Here is a 17,402-nt window from a genome sequence, read left to right as displayed (position 1 = left end):
TCAGCCGTCCCTCAGCCGTCCGCGAGCCGGAACGCCATGCGCCCGAAGCCCACTTGGTCGCCCTCACGGACCACGGCCGCGCCGATCACCCGTCGGCCGTTGACCGTGGTGCCATTGGTCGATCCGAGGTCCCTGAGCACCCACATGCCGCCCTGCCGGCTGAGTTCGGCATGGACGCGGGAGACGGTCTCGTGGGTCAGCCTCAGACCGTTGGCCGGGTCGCGGCCGATGCGCAGGGGGTGGCCGCTGCCGGGGTGCGGCAGCAGCAGCTTGGGCAGCCGCTCGGACTGCCAGGCCCTGCGCAGCCGTACGGTGAAGCCGGAGACGGCCTCCACGGCGCCGAAGACCACGCGCGCGAGACGGCTCTCGGTGGGCAGGTCGGCGGTGAGCGCGGCGAGTTCCTCGGAGCGGCGCGCGACGAGGGCCAGTTCCATGCGCCGCACGAACGTGTCGTGGGACAGACGACCCATGGCGACACCGTCACGGAGTACCTGCAGCGCCTTGTCGCGCTCCGCGTCGGACAGCCGCGCGGGGTACGTGTTGAACTCGAAGGACGATGTCACGTTGGTGATTGTCGGGCAGTGAACGTCACGTGTCCAGAAAACGGGACTACGACCGCTACGCGCACGACACCCGCCGCAAAAGGGGGCTTTCAAAAGCGGATTGATCGTGCGTGGAGCACCATGGACAGGCTACGTCCCGGTGAGCCGACGAAGGGGAACCGTCCGTGCAGTTCGAGGTGTGGGCACCGCAGGCCGGCCGAGTGACGCTCCATCGCGAGGGCGCCACGCACGCTTTGGAGCGCGATCCGGAACGCGCGGGATGGTGGCGGGCGGAGGCGGAGGCCGCCGACGGCACCCGGTACGGCTTCGCGCTCGACGACGGCCCGGTGCTGCCCGATCCGCGCTCGCGCCGCCAGCCGGACGGCCCGGACGGGCTCAGCGCGGTCGTCGAGCACGACCGGTACACCTGGCGTACGCCGTGGACGGGCCGTCCGCTGCCGGGCGCGGTCCTGTACGAGCTGCACGTGGGCACGTACACCCGCGAGGGCACCCTGGACGCGGCCGCCGGACGTCTCGAACACCTCGTCGAACTGGGCGTCACCCACGTCGAGTTGATGCCCCTGTGCCCCTTCCCCGGCCGCCACGGCTGGGGCTACGAGGGGGTCTCCCTGTGGGCGGTCCACGAGCCGTACGGCGGTCCCGAGGCCCTCAAGCGCTTCGTGGACCGGGCGCACGAACTGGGCCTCGGAGTGGTCCTGGACGTGGTCCACAACCATCTGGGCCCGTCCGGCAACTACCTGCCCGCGTTCGGCCCGTACTTCACGGACACGCACCACACGCCCTGGGGATCGGCCGTCAACCTGGACGCGCCCGGCTCGGACGAGGTGCGCGCGTATCTGCTGGACAGCGCACTGGCGTGGCTGCGGGACTACCGGATCGACGGGCTGCGCCTGGACGCGGTGCACGCGCTGGCGGACACGCGCGCGTACCCCTTCCTGGAGGAGCTGTCGACGACGGTCGACGCCCTCTCCGCCGACCTGGGCCGGCCGCTGTTCCTGATCGCCGAGTCCGACCTGAACGACCCGCGGCTGATCACGTCCCGCGCGGAGGGCGGCCTCGGGCTGCACGCGCAGTGGAACGACGACTTCCACCACGCCCTGCACACCGCGCTGACCGGTGAGGCGCAGGGCTACTACGCCGACTTCGGGCGTGCGCCCCTCGCGGCGGTGGCGAAGACGCTCACGGGCGGCTACTTCCACGACGGCACGTACTCCAGTTTCCGCGGCCGCCGCCACGGGCGCCCGCTGGACCGCGCGCGGGTGGCGGGGCACCGGCTGCTCGGCTACAGCCAGACCCACGACCAGGTCGGCAACCGCGCCCAGGGCGACCGCCTTTCGGCCCTCCTCCCGCCCGGGCTCCAGGCCTGCGCGGCGACGCTGACCCTGACCGCGCCGTTCACGCCGATGCTCTTCATGGGCGAGGAGTGGGGCGCTGGCACGCCCTGGCAGTTCTTCACCGACCACACCGATCCCGAGCTCGCGGAGGCCGTACGGCGGGGCAGGCGCCGGGAGTTCGCGGCGCACGGCTGGGCCGAGGAGGACGTCCCCGACCCCCAGGACCCGGCGACCCGGGACCGCTCCTGCCTCGACTGGACGGAACCCGAACGCGACCCCCACGCGCGCGTGCTGTCCTGGTACCGCGGTCTGCTGGCCCTCCGCCGAGCACACCCGGACCTCACGGACCCGGACCTGGCGGACACGAAGGTGGCCTATGACGAGGACCAGCGCTGGCTGGCCTTCCGCCGGGGAGACGTGAGGGTAGCGGTGAACCTGGCGAAGTCGCCGGCGACGATCCCGCTGGGGCCGCGGGAGGCAACGGTGCTGGCGGCGTGGGAGCCGGTGGAGGCGCCGGGGGCGGACGGGGTGCTGCATGTGCCTGGGGAGTCGTGTGTGGTGCTGCTCCAGGCGTGACTAGATCTCGTCCCCTCGAAGCTCCGTCACCCGCTCCAACAGAATCGCCTCCCAAGCCCGCCGCAACCGCACCCGCAGAAGCGCGTCATCGAGATTCCCGGCGAGCTGGATCACGCTGTCGCACCGGGCGAGCCACAACCCCCGCAGACAAGGCCGCGCACCGTAGCCCGCCAACGTGGCCGCCCGCACGGCCGCGGGTGACCCGACCGCCAACGCCAGACCCGCGATGTCCTCCGCCGGATCACCCACCACCGCGTCGGTCCAGTCGACCACCCCCCGCACCCGACCGTCGGCGCTCACCACGAGGTGCTCCCCGGTGAGCCCGTGATGCACCAGCACCGCACTCCCGGCCTGCGCGGCAAGCTGCACCGCGGCCGCCGAGGTCAGTTGCTGGAGCCGTACGGGGTCGAACTCGTCCGCCGCACCGAGGAGTTCGGCGGCCCGCCCCGCCTCCCTGCGCAGCGCCTCCAGCGACCGCGGGGCCACGCGTGGCACGCCGAGCGCCTCGGCCTGCCGTAGCGGAACCTCGCGCAGCCCGGTCAGCAGCCCCGCGAGGTCGGCCTCGCCGACGGCGGAGACGTCGTGCTCCTCCGCCGACCCGCCGGCCACCTTGGTGTCCAGGGTGTACGCGAGCCCCGGCGCCCACTCGCCCTGCGCCACGCTGGTGGGCACCGCGACCGGGACGTGCGGGCGGACCAGGTCGCGCAGCCGCAGCTCGCGGCGCCTGCGCACGGTCGCCTCGCGGTCGGGGGCGAGGCGCAGCACATGGCGGCTGCCGACCCACCACGTGGAGTGCCCGTCGGCGACGGGCCGGACGTCGGGGCCGGCGGTGCCGTTCTCACTGGCCTTCGAGGCGTCCTTGGGGGTGCCCTTGGAGGTGTCCTTGGAGGTGTCCTTGAGGAGGGAACGGACCAGCGCGCGGACGGTGTCCGCGGTGGGTGTCGGTGCCTGGGTCATGGTCGTGCCGTTCCTGATACCGCGTCAGTCCACTGTCACCAGCTCGCGGGTGGTGTCGTTGAGCCTGCGGCCGCCGTCCTCGGTGACCGTGACGATGTCCTCGATGCGCACCCCGAACCGCCCAGGCAGATAGACACCGGGTTCCACGGAGAAGCACATGCCGGGCACCAGGGGCTGCTGTTCGCCCTCGATCATGTACGGCGGCTCGTGCGTGGTGACGCCGATGCCGTGCCCGGTGCGGTGGATGAAGTACTCGCCGTACCCGGCGTCGGCGATCACCGCGCGGGCGGCGCGGTCGACCTCCTGGCAGGGCACACCGGGCCGCACGGCCCGAAAGCCGGCCTCCTGGGCCGCGCGCACCAGGTCGTGCACCCGGCGCTCCTCGTCGGTGGGCTCGCCGACGTGGACCGTGCGGGAGGTGTCGGAGCCGTAGCCGTCCTTGAGACCGCCGAAGTCGAGGACGACCATGTCGCCGCGTTCGACGACCCGGTCGCCCACCTCGTGGTGCGGGTTCGCGCCGTTGGGTCCGGAGGCGACGATCGTGAAGTCGACCTGGGAGTGGCCGAAGCCGCGCAGCAGATCGGCGAGGTCGGCGGCGATCTCGGACTCCCTGCGGCCGCCGAAGGGAACCTTCCGGATCTCCTCGAACGTTGCGTCCGCAGCCGCGCCCGCGGCTGCCAGGAGTTCCAGCTCGGCCGCGTCCTTGACGGCGCGGAGCATGGGCAGGGCCTCGGTGAGGGAGGCGTAGGTGGTGCCGGGCAGCGCCCTCTGCAGGCCCAGCAGGTGCAGGGCCCAGGCGTTGTCGCTGACGCCGAAGCCGCCCTTGGGGTCGAGAAGGGCGGCGGTGGCGGCGTAGGGGTCCTTGCCGTCGGTCCAGTCGCGCAGGGTCAGGGCGGGGGCGCCGACGGCCTTGGCGGCGTCCGGGGCCTCCAGGGTGGGCACCACGAGGACGGGGTCCCGGCCGGGGACGAGGACCAGGAGGGTGAGCCGTTCGGTGGCGGCGGGGGGCTCGTAGCCGGTGAGCCACACCAGGTCGGGTCCGGGGGCCACCAGGAGTCCGGCGAGCCCGGCCTCGGCGGCCGACCGGGTCGCACGCTCCATGCGGGACCTGTAGTCGTCGGCGGCGAACGGCGCTGCGGTACCGGTCATCCGGGCCTCCCTGGGCGGGTGCGGGTCTACGGGCAGCATCCTGCCCGGACGGCGGGGGGTGCGCGAGCGGTCGGCGCGTCTTTACGGCGGCCCGCCCGGCCGGTGTCAGCTCTCCAGGGCCATGCGGACGCCGAGGAGCAGCAGGACGCCTCCGGAGACCTGTTCCAGGCGTCGGCGCACGCCCGCGCGGGACAGCACCGTGCGCAGCCTGCCGACGAACCACACGTAGAGGCCGTAATAGCCGACCTCGTAGACCGCCCACAGCGCGGCGAGGCCGACCATGGTGGGCAGGTGCGGGGCGCCCTCGGGCACGAACTGCGGCAGGAAGGACAGGGCGAAGACGGCCGCCTTGGGGTTGGCGAGGTTGAGCAGCAGGCCCGCGCGGTAGGCGGCCCAGCCGGTCCTGCCGCCGCTCTGCCACTCCCCCGCCCCGCCTTCGGCGCCCGCCTCGGCACGGCGGGCCTGGCGCAGGGCCTGGACGCCGAAGCCGACCAGGACGACGGCGCCGACGACGCGCATCACGTCGTAGGCGATCTCGGAGGCCGTGAGCAGGGCGGTCAGGCCCAGCGCGGCGACGACGCCCCAGACGAAGACGCCGGTCTCGTTGCCGAGCACGGTCAGGAAGCCGGAGCGCCTGCTGTGCAGCGACTGCTTGATGATCAGCACGGTGCTCGGTCCGGGGGACGCGGCGATGAGGGTGCAGGCGCCCAGGAAGGCGAGGAGCGTGGTCGGCATGGGCTCATGGTGGCCCGGCGGACGGATCCGGACCAGTGGTTTTCACCGGGATCCGGACGGGCCTCGGCCGCCGGCCGCGTGGAGTCAGGTCACGACGCCCGGTACGGCCGTCAGCTGCTGGTAGCCGCCGCTGCGGTGCCGGACCGTCAGGAGGACCTCGCGGCCGGGGCGGGCCGCGGCGACCGCGCGGGCGAGGTCGGCGGCCGAGTCGACGCGGGTGCGGCCGAAGGCGAGCAGGACGTCGCCCCGGACCAGACCGGCCGTGTAGCCGGGACCCGGGATGTGGACGCCGACGACGAGCGCGCCCACCTTCTCGGCGTCCACGGCCTCCAGGCCGAGCGTGGCGGCGGGCGGCGCGGGCGAGAGGGCCGTCGACGGGGAGGTGCCCGGCGCGGCGGACGGACCGCTCCCGGGGCCGCCCGATTGCGCGGCGTGCGGGCCGCTCGCGGAGCTGCCCGTTTCTGCGACGGACGGGCCGCTCCCGGGGCTGCCCTGCGGTGCACCCGGCAGCTGTCGCCGTAGCTCGGCCAGCTTGCTCATGCCGATCACCGTGGCGCCGACCGTGCCGAGGCCGACCCCGGTCAGCACCAGGACGAGCGCGACGAACAGGCCGGTCAACAGGGTCGTCAGCCGTCGCCCGCGCCGTCGGGCGGCATGCGGGCGCCGGGCGGACCCGGGTTTCCTGCCGCCGCCGGGCTCCTGGCCGGGCATCGGCTTGGGGCGCAACACAGTCTGTTCCATGGATCGCCTCCGGCTGGATCACCACCGGCCGACTCCCTACCCGGCGCACCGGCACGCGACGAGCCACGAACGAGTGAGACTGACTCCCGGTCAGGGGCGGGAAGCCTCCGGGAGCAGCAGGTCGACGAGGTCCGCCGCCGCTCCCCTCGGCGAACCGGGATGCAGCAGTTCCGTCCGGTGCACGACCCGCGGCTCGGCGACCGGTACGGCGACCGCGCCGGGCACGCCCTCGGCGGCCGGCCGGGGCAGCAGCGCGAGGCCATGTCCGGCGGCCGCGAGGGCGGTCAGGACGCTCAGGTCGGTGCCCTCGTAGCGCAGGGCGGGCCGGAAACCGCGGCCGCCGTGCGCGGCGCGCAGCTGGGTCAGCGGCAGGGCGGTGTCCGGGGCGTCCAGCCAGCGGGCGTCGGCGAGGTCGGTGAGGCGCAGTCCGGTTCGCCGGGCCAGCGGGTGAGCGGCGGGCAGCAGGACGCAGACGGGCTGTTCGGCGATGCCGTGCGTGGTCAGCGGGGCCACGTCCGGCAGCCGCAGGGGGTCGCTGGGCGCGGCGAGCCCGTCGACCAGGCCCAGGTCGGCCGTGCCGGTCGCGACGGCCTCGGGGACCGCGTCACGGGCCGCCACGCGCAGGGTCACACCGGCCGCCGGGAGTGCGGCGAGGACGCGCGGCCCGAGCGCGGTGGGCGAGGCCGTCAGGGTCAGTCCGTGGGCGGGGGCGGCCACCATGCGGGCGACGTCCGCGCGGGCCGCGTCCAGGCGCAGCAACAGGGGTCCCGCGTGCTCCAGCAGCCGCTCGCCGGCCGGTGTGGGGGCGACGGGACGGCGGGTGAGCAGGGGTGCGCCCAGGTCCTGTTCGAGGGCCGCGATGTGCTGGGACACCGCCGACTGGGTGTATCCCAGCGCGCGGGCGGCCTCCGAGAAGGAGGCGAGGCGGGCGACGGTGATGTAGGTGTGCAGGAGGTGCGGGTCCATGCCCACAGCATCGCATCAGGGATGCTTATCGAGAGTGTAGAAACTATCGTTGGACGCGATCGGGCGGGCGCGGCCAGGATGACGGCATGACGACGAACCCGGCGCAGACCGCCCGGATCGCCCTGGTCGGCGACCGCTCCCCCACCGTGGTGTCGCACACCCGGATCCCCCGCCTCCTCGACGCCCTCGTGGAGCGCGACCGGCTGGTGCTCGACGCCTACTGGATCCCGTCCGAGGAGGCCGCGGACACGGAGGCCGTCCGCGGGTTCGACGCGGTGTGGGTGCTGCCGGGCAGCCCGTACCGCAGCGAGGCGGGCGTGCTGGCGGCGATCCGCACCGCGCGCGAGGAGGGCATCCCCTACCTCGGCACCTGCGGCGGATTCCAGCACGCGCTGCTGGAGTTCGCCCGTCACGTCTGCGGGCTTGCCCGGGTGGCGCACGCCGAGAACGACCCCGACGCCGAGGACTTCCTGATCGAGCCGCTTTCCTGCTCGCTGGCCGGCCACGAGGCCGTGGTGCGCATCGAGCCGGGCTCACTCGCCCAGTCCGTGATCGGCTCGGAGCGGACCGTGGAGCGCTACTTCTGCGCCTACGGTCCCTCCCGCCACCTGGAGACGCTGCGCGCGCACGGCCTGCGGTTCTCCGGGCACGACGAGGACGGCCAGGTCCGCATCGCCGAACTCCCGGGCCACCCCTTCTTCCTGGCCACCCTGTTCCAGCCGGAGCTGGCCGGCGACGGCTCGCGCCCGCACCCGGTGGTCCGGGCCCTGGCACGAGCAGCCGTACGGCATGCCCTGGAGCGGCGGGAGCGTCAGCCGGTGTGACCCTCCCCGTGTCCGCCGTGGGCCCCGCCGTGGTCGAACTTCAGGGCCTCCGGGGGCATGACGACGAAGGGCCGCATCATGCCCATGTCCTCGTGCTCCAGGAAGTGGCAGTGGTACATGAAGCGGCCGTACGCCCCGTCGAACTTCCCCATGATGCGCAGCATCTGGTTGCCGGGGACGCGGTAGACGTCCTTGTAGCCCTGCTCGTTGGGCGCGAGCGGGATGGTCACCGCCGGGTTGTACGTGATCGGTGTGCGGGTGCCGCCGACCGCCGCGTCGAAGCCCGTCGTCACGTACGGGTCCCGGCCGAGCGCCTGGAAGTCGGCCAGGTGGATGTGCATCGGGTGCGGGATCGGCGCGAGGTTGAGGAAGCTCCACTGTTCGTGGCTGCCCTCGGCGATGGTGAAGCCCAGGCCGTCGTTGAACGTCCGTGCCGTGCGCCGGTACGTCTTGGTCACGCCGTCCGGGCCGGTGATCTGGATGACGCCGTCGGTCGGGAACTGGATGCCGCTCGCGTCCTCGACCTCGGTCATCTCCCAGATCTCCGGGTGTCCGCCGGAGCCCTTGGTGCCGGGCGGCGACAGGACGATCAGGCGGTGGCCGTGCGCCGTCGCGTGCGTGAGCCGGCGGAAGGAGCCGGAGAGCACCTCGGGCAGCTCGAAGGTGTCGGGCTCGCATCCCTCGCGCACACGGAACTCCAGGACCGCCGGATAGCGCACACCGCCCACCGGGTCGGGCACGCCCGCCGGCCGGTTCGGGCCCTTGTTGACCAGGCGGAGCCTGCGTCCGGCCAGGCCCCGGAAGTCGACGAGCAGGTCGAAGCGCTCGGCGGGGGCCGCGGTCAGCGTGGGCAGGGCGCCGTCGAAGTCGACCGGCACCGGGCGCGGCAGCAGTCCGCCGTCGCTGCCGATCTGGTGGACGATCCCCGGGACCGGGTTGTCGTCCTCGTCGACGAGGACCAGGTCGAAGATGCGCGCGTTGGAGGCGTTGACCAGCCGGAAGCGGTACCAGCCGTCCTCGACGTCGGCGTACGGCCAGATGCGGCCGTTGACCGTGGTGTACGGCCCCGCGAACGGGGTGGTGACCGGCTTGCCAGTCTCCGGGTTCGCCTGCTGGACGATCACGGTCTTGTGCAGCAGCCTGCCGTTGAGCCGGCCGTCCTCGTCGGTGTCGAGGTTGCGGTCGGCGAGCAGCAGCGGGATCTCCCGTGCGCCGCACGGCAGACGGAGGGCGTCCTCCTCGTCGTCGCGGACGAGGTAGGTGCCGTACAGGCCCGCCATCACGTTCCACCGGGTGATGTTCATGGCGTGGTCGTGGTACCACCACTGCACCGCCTGGTGGTCGTTCGGGTACTCGGACAGCTGGGCGTCGCCGAAGCCGACCGCGTTGTCCGCCCAGCCGTCGTTGCCGCCGCCGGTCTGGGCGCCGTGCAGGTGGGTGACCGACCAGGCGGGCAGGGCGGCGACGTCCTGGTTGGGCTCGACGCCCTCGCGGCCCGGCTCGGTGGTGGCGGCCGGGGTGCCCGGCGGGCGGACCGGCACCTCGACGGAGGTGACCGGGTACTCGCTGCCCTTCGGGATGCGGTTGGTCCAGGCGATGCGGACGCGCTGGCCGCGCCGCACCTCGATGGTGGGCCCCGGCACCTGGCCGTCGTAGCCCCACATCAGGGTCGGCGGCAGCTGCGGGTGCAGGCGCACCCAGGTCGGGCGCAGGGCGATCTCCGTCTCGCGCAGCACGTCGCCGGAGGCGGGCCGCAGGACGGGCGGCACGGGCAGCGGGGCGATGTACGGCGTCAGTTCGCCGACCGCCTCCGTCTCCTGCCTCTGGTCGCTCTCGGTGATCCTCTCGATGATTTCGGTCAAGGCTGTGAACACCCCCGTGTGTTCTGTGGTTTGTTCCCCTTGCCTCGAAGGACTCCTGGCGTCTCGCCAAAGTTCCCCGAATACCCCATTCCGGACGAGTGGGTTTGGAAACCGCAAACGGAGCAGCGAAGTCCGTTGTCAGTGGGGGCTGTTACGTTCTGTGACATGAGCGATGACGCCCTGCGGCTGCTGCGACAGGACCCCCGGCTGGCCGGGCTGGCCGACTTCCCCTTCGACTTCTCCCTCGCCCGCGCCGAGTACGGCCATGTGGAGCCGGTGCGCCTCGCCTCGGGCGGCCCGCTGGAGATCGTGGCGGGGGACAGCGCCGGGGGTTCGTATTTCGTGTGCGGGGACGGCTCCGTGCTGTACGCCGACTCGGAGGGCGGGGCCGGGGTCATAGGCTCCGACGTGGACCGGGCGCTGGAGGTCGTGGTCGGCCTGCCCGGCTGGCGCGACTGCCTCCGGCTGTCCCCGGCGGACGGCGCGGAGAAGATCCTCGCGCGCGTGGCCGAGGTGGAGGACGAGATGCGCGAGGACTTCGACCTCGACGCGGACCGGGCCACCCTGCGCGCCGCGCTGGGCTTCCCCGAGCGCTCGGCCGTGGAGCTGGTGGGGATGCTCCATGCCGCCCTGCTGCGCACGGAGCCCGATTTCCTGCTCCTCAACGCTGAGGAGGGCGGCGCCTACGACCTGATCGGCCCGCCCCCGCCCCCGCTGTGGGAGCCGGTGCTCGCGGCGGGCCGCGCGGATCTCGCGGCGCTGCGGGCGGACGACGGCGCGGTGTGGGAGGCGGTGGCCGAGGACGCCGTACGGCGTCGGCTCGCGCTGCGGGCCGCGCAGTTCGACCGCGCGGAGGGCGACCTGGAGCTGCTGCGCCGTCTGCTGCGGTACGAGACGCGGTCGTCGATGACGGACGAACTGCGGCTGGCCGCCGTACTGGTGGGGCTGCACGGCCGCGCGGAGGACCTGCCGCTCCTCGACGAGGTGCGGCGCACGGACTTCGACACGGGCTGTGGGCTCAGTGAGATACCCCGGCCCGGCGCCGATCCGGAGGAACTGCGGCGCTGGGCCCGGGAGACCGACGACCTGCTGTTCGGCACGGACCCTTCGGACGAGCCGCTGTACACCTGGACCGACCTCGCGCTCGACCAGGGGCTGACCACACTGGCCCTGGTCGCGCTGATCCGCCGGTTCGACGAGATCGAGCTCGACCAGAGCCAGTTGCGCCGGGAGGACGACTCCAGCCGGCTGGACACCTCCGAACTCGAGGTCCTCGCCGAGGACTTCGAGCGGCTGGGCGCGCCGTGGCAGGCGCTGCGCGCGCGGAGGCTGCACAGCGCCCTTCGGTGAAGTCCGTGCCCTATCCGGCGACCGGCAGCGCCGGCGGACGGTCCGGGAGGAAGCCGTGGGCGCGGCGGGCCAGGAAGTCGGCCTTGTAGCGGTCGACGTGCTGGTGCCAGTAGAGGATGCCCGCGAGCCAGTTCCGCAGATCGTCCACATAGCGTCCCATGGCCTCGCGTGCCTCGTCGGAGAGCGCGAAGTCGTCGAGGACGACGGGGAGTTCGTGCGCCACGACATGCTCGAACTGCTGCATGCGCTGGGTCATCAGGTCGTGGACGACGGTGAGGGCGGTCGGGTAGTCGATGCCGAAGAAGTTCTGGACTACGAGGATCGCGTTGTGGATCTCGCCCTCGTACTCGATCTCCTTCTGGTACGAGAACACGTCGTTGAGCAGACAGGCGTAGTCGATCGCGGCGTTCTCCAGGGAGCGCACCGGTCCGCTGCGGTAGACCTCCGGCGGGATGGCGGGCCCCTGGCCCATGCGGCACATGCTCAGGGTGAGGTCGGAGCCGAAGGTGGCGCGCCGCATCTCCAGGTAGTCGACCGGGTCGGGGATGCGGTGCTGGAGCTGGTTGGAGAGCTCCCAGACCCAGCTCTCGGTCATGACGTTCACGGCGTCCTTGAGGGTGGAGCGCTGCTCCGGGGTCATCTCGGCCGTGGTGCGGGTCCACAGGTCGATCAGGCCGCGCTCCATGCCGTTGAGCGGGAGCGGGACCTCCTCGCCGTCGACGGGCATGCAGTCCGAGAGGCGCCGGGTGGTCAGGTGGGCGGCGGCCAGGTCACGGCGGTGGCCGAAGACGAGGGGGTAGTAGTCGTCTCCGTAGGTCCCCCAGGCGAGCCACTGGGAGCTGAGGTCGAGGGCCTCGGGGGTGGCGTCCGGGTCGAGTCCGGCGGAGCACAGCGGAAGGTCGTAGGCGGCGAGCTTGTCCTCGTCCCAGACGCCCTCCTCCAGCATGCCCATGCGGTGCATCCAGGCGGTCAGGCGGGGGCGGGCCGCGGACAGGTGCGGGCTGTGCTCGACCTGGAAGGGCATGTAGAAGTCGGGCAGCAGCGAGGGGCCGACCTTCTGGTACGGCGTGTGGGTGTAGGCGCGCAGCCGCTCGGCGCCGGCCGCGGCGAGCAGGGCGCCGACGTCGGCGGCGGAGGTGCCGCGGCCGGTCGGGGTCTGCCAGGGGGAGGTGCTCTGGGCGCGGGCGTTCATGTAGCGGCTGGAGCGCATGTGCCATTCGTGGCCGCCGGACTGCCAGTCCTGCAGGCCCTGGGTGTAGGCGGCGACGGCGGCGACGCCGTCCGGGGCGAGACCTTTCTCCAGGGCGACGGCGGGGACCTCGGTGAGGGCGGTGTGCTCGAACTGGTGCAGGCGCGAGGTGAGGACGTCGTTGACGGTGTCGGCGGCCTCCTGGGTGGTGCAGCCGAAGAAGGTCTCCAGGACCAGCACGCCGTTGCTGAGCTCGCCCTCGTCCTCGACCTCGCGCTGGTAGGAGAAGAGGTCGTTGCGCAGGTGCACGGCGTCGGAGAAGGTCTCCATGAGCACGCGCAGGGGCCTGGATCCGGCGACGGACGCGGGGACCTCGGCGGTCGCGTACTCCACGAGCCCGGCCGACCAGGGCGCGCCGCCGACCTTGCGGCGCATCTCGATGTACTCGACGGGGTTGGCGATGCGCCCCTCGTTGATGTTGGAGAGCTCCCACAGGGACTCGTTGAGCAGGTGCTCGGTGGCGACGGCGAAGCGGCGGCGCCAGTCGGCGGACATCGCGGGGACGGTGCGCGTCCACAGGTCGGCGAGGCCGGCCTCGACCGGGTTCTCGGGCTCGGGCATCGGCGTCGAGAGGTCCATCGGCATGAACAGCGGCAGGCGGTCGAGGTATGCCTTGCCGCCGACGCGGTCCTGGGTGCGCTTGAAGATCTCCAGGAAGTGGTCGTCGAAGAAGAAGACCCACACGTACCAGTCGGTGATCAGCGAGAGCGCGGGGCCGTCGCAGTCGGGGTGGGTGTAGGCGCAGAGCAGGCCGTAGTCGTGCGCGTCGAGGTCGGCCTGCTCCCAGATCCCGGACCCCTCCAGCATGCCCATCTCGCGTGCCCACGCGGTCGAGTGGGCGCGGGCCTCCTCGACGTGCGGGTTCAGGCGCGCGGGGTACGGCATGTAGAAGTGCGGGAGTTCGAAGGGCTGCTGCGTCATGAGCCGGGCCCTACCCAGGGCGCTCCGGAGCCATCCGCGGGCCGGGACATGATCACACCATCGCGTGAATCAGGGGTGAATCCGGGCACTGCGGAGGGGACTTGTGACGTTCACCTCTACGCGCGCAGACTTCTGCCGTTCCCGCCGTGTCCCCTCCCTCACCGGAGTCCCGATGAACCGTTCCCAGGCCCACCCCGGAGCCCTCTCCCGCCGGACCACGCTCACCGCGCTCGCGGGCGCGGCGCTGACCGGTGTCGCCGCGGCACCCGCGTCGGCCTCGGTGGCCGCGTCCGGCCGCCGCACCGTCCGGTTCGCCACCTTCAACGCGTCGTTGAACCGCGCGACCGAGGGCGCGCTCGTCACCGACCTGTCCACGCCGGACAACGCCCAGGCGCGCAACGTCGCGGAGACCATCCAGCGGGTGGCCCCGGACGTGCTGCTGATCAACGAGTTCGACTACGTGGCGGGCGGCAGAGCGGTCCGGTTGTTCCTCGACAACTACCTGGCCGTCGGGCACAACGGCGCCGAAGCCCTGCCTTTCCCGTACCACTTCACCGCCCCGGTGAACACCGGCGTGCCCTCGGGCGTGGACCTGGACGGGAAGAACGGCGTGGTCACGACGCCGGGTTCGGACGCGTACGGCCAGGACGCCTTCGGGTACGGCTGGTTCCCGGGGCAGTACGGCATGGTCGTGCTCTCCAGGTTCCCGATCGACGCCCGCGCGGTGCGCACCTTCCAGCGCTTCCTGTGGAGGGACATGCCGGGCAACGTCCTCCCGGAGGGCTACTACAGCGCCGAGGCCCGGGCGATCCTCAGGCTGTCCTCCAAGAGCCACTGGGACGTGCCGGTGCGCATCGGCCGCGAGACCGTGCACTTCCTGGTCTCGCACCCGACCCCGCCCAGCTTCGACGGCCCCGAGGACCGCAACGGCCGGCGCAACCACGACGAGATCCGCCTGTGGGCCGACTACATCGGCGGGCGGCGGCGAAGCGCCTATCTGTACGACGACAAGGGCGTCCGGGGCGGGCTGCGGCCGGGCGAGCGGTTCGTGATCGCGGGTGATCTCAACGCCGATCCGTACGACGGCGACAGCTACGACCACGCCGTACGGCAGTTGCTGGACCATCCGGCGATACGGCTGCCCAAGCGGCCGCCGGCGAGCGCGGGCGGGGTGGAGGCGGCGCGGCTCCAGGGCGGTGCGAACGCCTCACACATCGGGGATCCGGCGTACGACACCTCGGACTTCAACGACACGGCGCCGGGGAATCTGCGGGTGGACCATGTGCTGCCGTCCCACGGGCTGATACCGCGGGGCAACGGCGTGTTCTGGCCGACCTCCGACGACCCGCTGTACCGCCTGGTGGGCAACGGCACTTCGGTGCCGACCTCGGACCACCGGATGGTGTGGCAGGACGTTCAGGTCTCCTGAGCCGCCGGGCCGCTCTCCTGAACTCCCTTGCCGCGTACGGCCCGTCCGACCTCGGCGCGCAGGGCGACGAACTCCGGCAGTCCCCGGGTGGCGATCTGGTCGCGCCGTCCGGGGAGGCGGACCGGCAGGTCCTGGACGATCCGCGAGCCGGGGCCCGGGGACAGGACGACGACGCGGTCGCCGACGTAGACGCTCTCGTCGATGTCGTGGGTGACGAACACGATGGTGGTGCCGTCGGTGCGGTGGACCTCCAGGAGCAGGTCCTCCAGGTCCTCGCGGGTCTGGGCGTCCAGGGAGCCGAAGGGTTCGTCCATGAGCAGGAGGGTGGGGCGGCAGACCAGGGCGCGGGCGATGGCGACGCGCTGCTGCATACCGCCGGAGAGCTGCCAGGGGTGGCGGCGGGCGGCGCCGGCGAGGCCGACGCGGTCGAGGATGCGGTCCGCCTCGGCGCGCCGTTCGGCCCGGGCGAGGCCCCTTCTGCGCAGCGGGAGGGCGACGTTGTCGCGGACGGTGAGCCAGGGGAAGAGGGAGCGGCCGTAGTCCTGGAAAACGACGGCGAGGTTGTCGGGGACGCCGGTGACGGGGGTGCCGTCGACGGTGATCGTGCCCTCGCGCGCGGGGAGCAGGCCGGCGATGGTGCGCAGCAGGGTGGACTTGCCGCAGCCGGACGGGCCGACGACGCACAGGAGTTGGCCGGCGGGGACGGTGAGGGTGAGGTCGTCGAGGACCCGGTGGTCGCCGTAGTGCTGGCCGACCGCGGTGAGCCGGAGCATGTCGTCGGTGGCCCTGTCGCCCTGGGACGGGGGTCGTGTCGCGTGGGTCATACGGCCCTCCCCCTGCCGAGCAGCCGTTTCTCGACCGCCAGCAGGCCGGTGTTGAGCAGATAGCCGAGGATGCCGAGCAGGACCAGTGCCGCCCAGACGGTGAGCAGGTCGGAGCGGGTCTGGGCCTCGGTGAGCGTGAAGCCGATGCCGTTCGCGGTGCCCGGCAGCAGTTCCGAGAACACCATGAGGATGAGGGAGAGCGAAAGACTCAGGCGCAGGCCCGCGAAGACGCGGGGCAGCGCGGAGGGCAGGACGAGGAACCACAGGCGTTCGGCGGTGTTCAGGCGCAGTACCGCGGCGACGTCCAGGCGCAGCGGGTCGGTGGAGCGGACGCCGGCCGCGGTGTTGACGAGGACCGGCCAGACGGCGCTGAAGGTGATGGACGCGATCTGCATCGGCGTGCCGAAGGAGAAGACCACGACGAAGACGGGGACGAGAGCCGGGGGCGGGACGGCCCGGGCGAACTGGAGGACGGGGTCGCACAGCGCGTACGCCCACCGCGACCGGCCGACGGCGACGCCCAGCACGACCCCGCCGAACGCGGCCAGCACGAACCCGGCGGTCATCCGTCCGAGGCTGGGCAGGATGTCGTCCACGGCGGCGGAACTGAGGAACAGATGCCGAACGGGCCCGTCGAACCAGAGGTCGTACATGTGGCGGGCGATACGGCCGGGAGGCGGGAAGTAGACGCTGCCGCGGGCCCGGGTGGCGAGCTCCCAGACCCCGACGGCGAGGAGGAGGACGAGCCAGCGGAGGAGGGCGGGGTGGGAGGTGGGGTGCGAGCGGGCGGAGAGGAAGGGCGGGCGGTTCGCGAGGCGCGCCCGGGCCGAGGGACGGCTCGTACGGCGCCCGGACGGGACCTGCTCCGACGGAGCGCCGGGACGGACGGCCCGAGCGGAGGCGCCTCGCGCTGCGGCCACGGCCGAGGGCTCGCTGCTCCCACGCCCCGGTCCGGCACCCCGGGACGACCCGCTCCGCCCCTCTTCCCCGCGCACCTCCGCTTCCCGGGACGACCCGCTCCGCCCCTTTTCGCGGCGCGCCTCCCCTTCGCGGGCCCCCGCCCCGGCGTCCCGCTCCTCTCCCCGCCCCCGCTCGCCCGCCCCGCTCACCGTCCCGCCACCCGCCCGTCCGCCTCCCGGTGTTCCGGGGTCCACGGAAAAAGCCGCCGCTCGGCCCATACCAGCACCCCATTGATGAGCAGCCCCAGCGCGCCCGCCCACACCACGCCCGCCAGGACGTCCCGGGTGCCGTCCGTCGAGAGGCCCGACTGGGCGATGAAGATGCCGAGACCCTCGCCGAAGCCGGAGAGGATCTCCGTGGCGATGGCGAGGATGAGGGCGACGGCGGCGGAGATACGGACGCCGGCGGCGATGAAGGGGGCGGTGGCGGGGAGTTCGGCACGGAGCAGGACCGCGAGGCGGCCGAAGCCGAAGGCGCGCAGCGTGTCCTTGGCGAGGGGATCGGTCTCGCCGAGGCCGTAGACCGTGTTGAAGAGGATGGGCCAGACACAGGCGTACGTGATGAGCGCGACCTCGGTCTCGGTGCCGGAGCCGAGGAGCAGGGAGACCAGCGGGATCAGCGCGACCGAGGGCAGCGGCCGCAGCAGTTCCACGATCGCCCGCGTGGCCGCGTCGACGAGCGGCACACTGCCGAGCAGCAGCCCGAGCGGCACCGCGATCGCGCAGGCGAGGGCGAGTCCCAGCGCCCAGGCCCGCAGCGTGGCCCCGATGCCGTCGAGGAAGAGGGGGTCCCCCGCCAACTCGACCGCGCGGGCCAGGACTTCGGAAGCCGGTGGCAGATACGTGCGCCGGACCAGCCCCGCCCGGCTCACCGCCTCGCACACCCCGAACGCGAGCAGCACGCCGAGCAGACCGAGCCACAGCTCCTGACGGCCCCTCAGTCGGCGCACCGGGACGGCTCCG

General features: G+C 72.9%; 15 protein-coding genes. 4 read left to right on the top strand and 11 right to left on the bottom strand.

Annotated elements, in window-relative coordinates:
* Nucleotides 1–11 precede the first annotated feature (11 nt).
* On the bottom strand, nucleotides 12–563 hold the full coding sequence (locus ABZ896_RS00425; RefSeq protein WP_360919465.1) for a DUF1707 and FHA domain-containing protein: 552 nt from the start codon (nucleotides 561–563) through the stop codon (nucleotides 12–14).
* Nucleotides 564–727: 164 nt separating this feature from the next.
* Between ABZ896_RS00425 and treZ the strand changes: the two genes are divergently transcribed.
* Complete coding sequence (treZ, locus tag ABZ896_RS00420; RefSeq protein ID WP_360919462.1) at nucleotides 728–2,473, top strand: malto-oligosyltrehalose trehalohydrolase; 1,746 nt, start codon at nucleotides 728–730, stop codon at nucleotides 2,471–2,473.
* Here treZ and ABZ896_RS00415 read toward each other — a convergent pair whose 3' ends face one another.
* The 5 genes from ABZ896_RS00415 to ABZ896_RS00395 form a co-directional block, all read right to left on the bottom strand.
* Nucleotides 2,474–3,430 (bottom strand): aminoglycoside phosphotransferase family protein, encoded by a 957-nt coding sequence (locus ABZ896_RS00415; RefSeq protein WP_360919459.1) that lies wholly within the window; start codon nucleotides 3,428–3,430, stop codon nucleotides 2,474–2,476.
* 24 nt (nucleotides 3,431–3,454) lie between these two features.
* Nucleotides 3,455–4,579: an aminopeptidase P family protein gene (locus ABZ896_RS00410; protein ID WP_360919456.1), complete on the bottom strand. Its 1,125-nt coding sequence runs from the start codon at nucleotides 4,577–4,579 to the stop codon at nucleotides 3,455–3,457.
* 105 nt (nucleotides 4,580–4,684) lie between these two features.
* On the bottom strand, nucleotides 4,685–5,314 hold the full coding sequence (locus ABZ896_RS00405; protein ID WP_360919453.1) for a LysE family translocator: 630 nt from the start codon (nucleotides 5,312–5,314) through the stop codon (nucleotides 4,685–4,687).
* Between the two features lie 84 nt (nucleotides 5,315–5,398).
* The gene (locus tag ABZ896_RS00400) at nucleotides 5,399–6,055 is read right to left on the bottom strand and encodes a PDZ domain-containing protein (RefSeq protein WP_360919449.1); all 657 of its coding nucleotides are present in this window, start codon (nucleotides 6,053–6,055) and stop codon (nucleotides 5,399–5,401) included.
* A 90-nt stretch (nucleotides 6,056–6,145) separates the two neighbouring features.
* The gene (locus ABZ896_RS00395) at nucleotides 6,146–7,021 is read right to left on the bottom strand and encodes a LysR family transcriptional regulator (RefSeq protein ID WP_360919446.1); all 876 of its coding nucleotides are present in this window, start codon (nucleotides 7,019–7,021) and stop codon (nucleotides 6,146–6,148) included.
* Nucleotides 7,022–7,107: 86 nt separating this feature from the next.
* On the opposite strand from ABZ896_RS00395, the gene ABZ896_RS00390 reads away from it, so the two are divergent.
* Nucleotides 7,108–7,845, top strand: coding sequence for a hypothetical protein (locus ABZ896_RS00390; RefSeq protein WP_360919443.1), 738 nt, complete (start codon nucleotides 7,108–7,110; stop codon nucleotides 7,843–7,845).
* Here the strand turns inward: ABZ896_RS00390 and phsA are convergent.
* Nucleotides 7,833–9,707 (bottom strand): O-aminophenol oxidase PhsA, encoded by a 1,875-nt coding sequence (gene phsA, locus ABZ896_RS00385; RefSeq protein ID WP_360919440.1) that lies wholly within the window; start codon nucleotides 9,705–9,707, stop codon nucleotides 7,833–7,835. The two genes, ABZ896_RS00390 and phsA, sit on opposite strands and share 13 nt — an antisense overlap.
* 165 nt (nucleotides 9,708–9,872) lie before the next feature.
* Between phsA and ABZ896_RS00380 the strand changes: the two genes are divergently transcribed.
* Nucleotides 9,873–11,057 (top strand): hypothetical protein, encoded by a 1,185-nt coding sequence (locus ABZ896_RS00380; protein ID WP_360919437.1) that lies wholly within the window; start codon nucleotides 9,873–9,875, stop codon nucleotides 11,055–11,057.
* Between the two features lie 10 nt (nucleotides 11,058–11,067).
* Here ABZ896_RS00380 and cyc2 read toward each other — a convergent pair whose 3' ends face one another.
* A complete protein-coding gene (gene cyc2 / locus ABZ896_RS00375) occupies nucleotides 11,068–13,227 on the bottom strand; it encodes a germacradienol/geosmin synthase Cyc2 (protein WP_360919434.1) in 2,160 nt (719 codons plus the stop codon).
* Between the two features lie 172 nt (nucleotides 13,228–13,399).
* Here cyc2 and ABZ896_RS00370 point away from each other — a divergent pair, with 172 nt between their 5' ends.
* Nucleotides 13,400–14,656 carry an endonuclease/exonuclease/phosphatase family protein gene (locus tag ABZ896_RS00370; RefSeq protein WP_360919431.1) on the top strand — a complete coding sequence of 419 codons (1,257 nt, stop codon included), beginning with the start codon at nucleotides 13,400–13,402 and terminating at the stop codon, nucleotides 14,654–14,656.
* On the opposite strand, the gene ABZ896_RS00365 is transcribed toward ABZ896_RS00370, so the two are convergent.
* The 3 genes from ABZ896_RS00365 to ABZ896_RS00355 form a co-directional block, all read right to left on the bottom strand.
* Nucleotides 14,644–15,429, bottom strand: coding sequence for an ABC transporter ATP-binding protein (locus tag ABZ896_RS00365; protein ID WP_360919756.1), 786 nt, complete (start codon nucleotides 15,427–15,429; stop codon nucleotides 14,644–14,646). The genes ABZ896_RS00370 and ABZ896_RS00365 overlap by 13 nt on opposite strands.
* A gap of 47 nt (nucleotides 15,430–15,476) precedes the next feature.
* A complete protein-coding gene (locus ABZ896_RS00360) occupies nucleotides 15,477–16,400 on the bottom strand; it encodes an ABC transporter permease subunit (protein ID WP_360919429.1) in 924 nt (307 codons plus the stop codon).
* A gap of 185 nt (nucleotides 16,401–16,585) precedes the next feature.
* On the bottom strand, nucleotides 16,586–17,389 hold the full coding sequence (locus ABZ896_RS00355; RefSeq protein WP_360919426.1) for an ABC transporter permease: 804 nt from the start codon (nucleotides 17,387–17,389) through the stop codon (nucleotides 16,586–16,588).
* Between the last annotated feature and the right edge of the window lie 13 nt (nucleotides 17,390–17,402).

This window comes from Streptomyces sp. NPDC047072 (genome assembly GCF_040643855.1).
Classification (GTDB): Bacteria; Actinomycetota; Actinomycetes; order Streptomycetales; family Streptomycetaceae; genus Streptomyces.
Note: the sequence above shows the minus strand (reverse complement) of the source record. Positions and strands in the feature narration are given on the sequence as shown.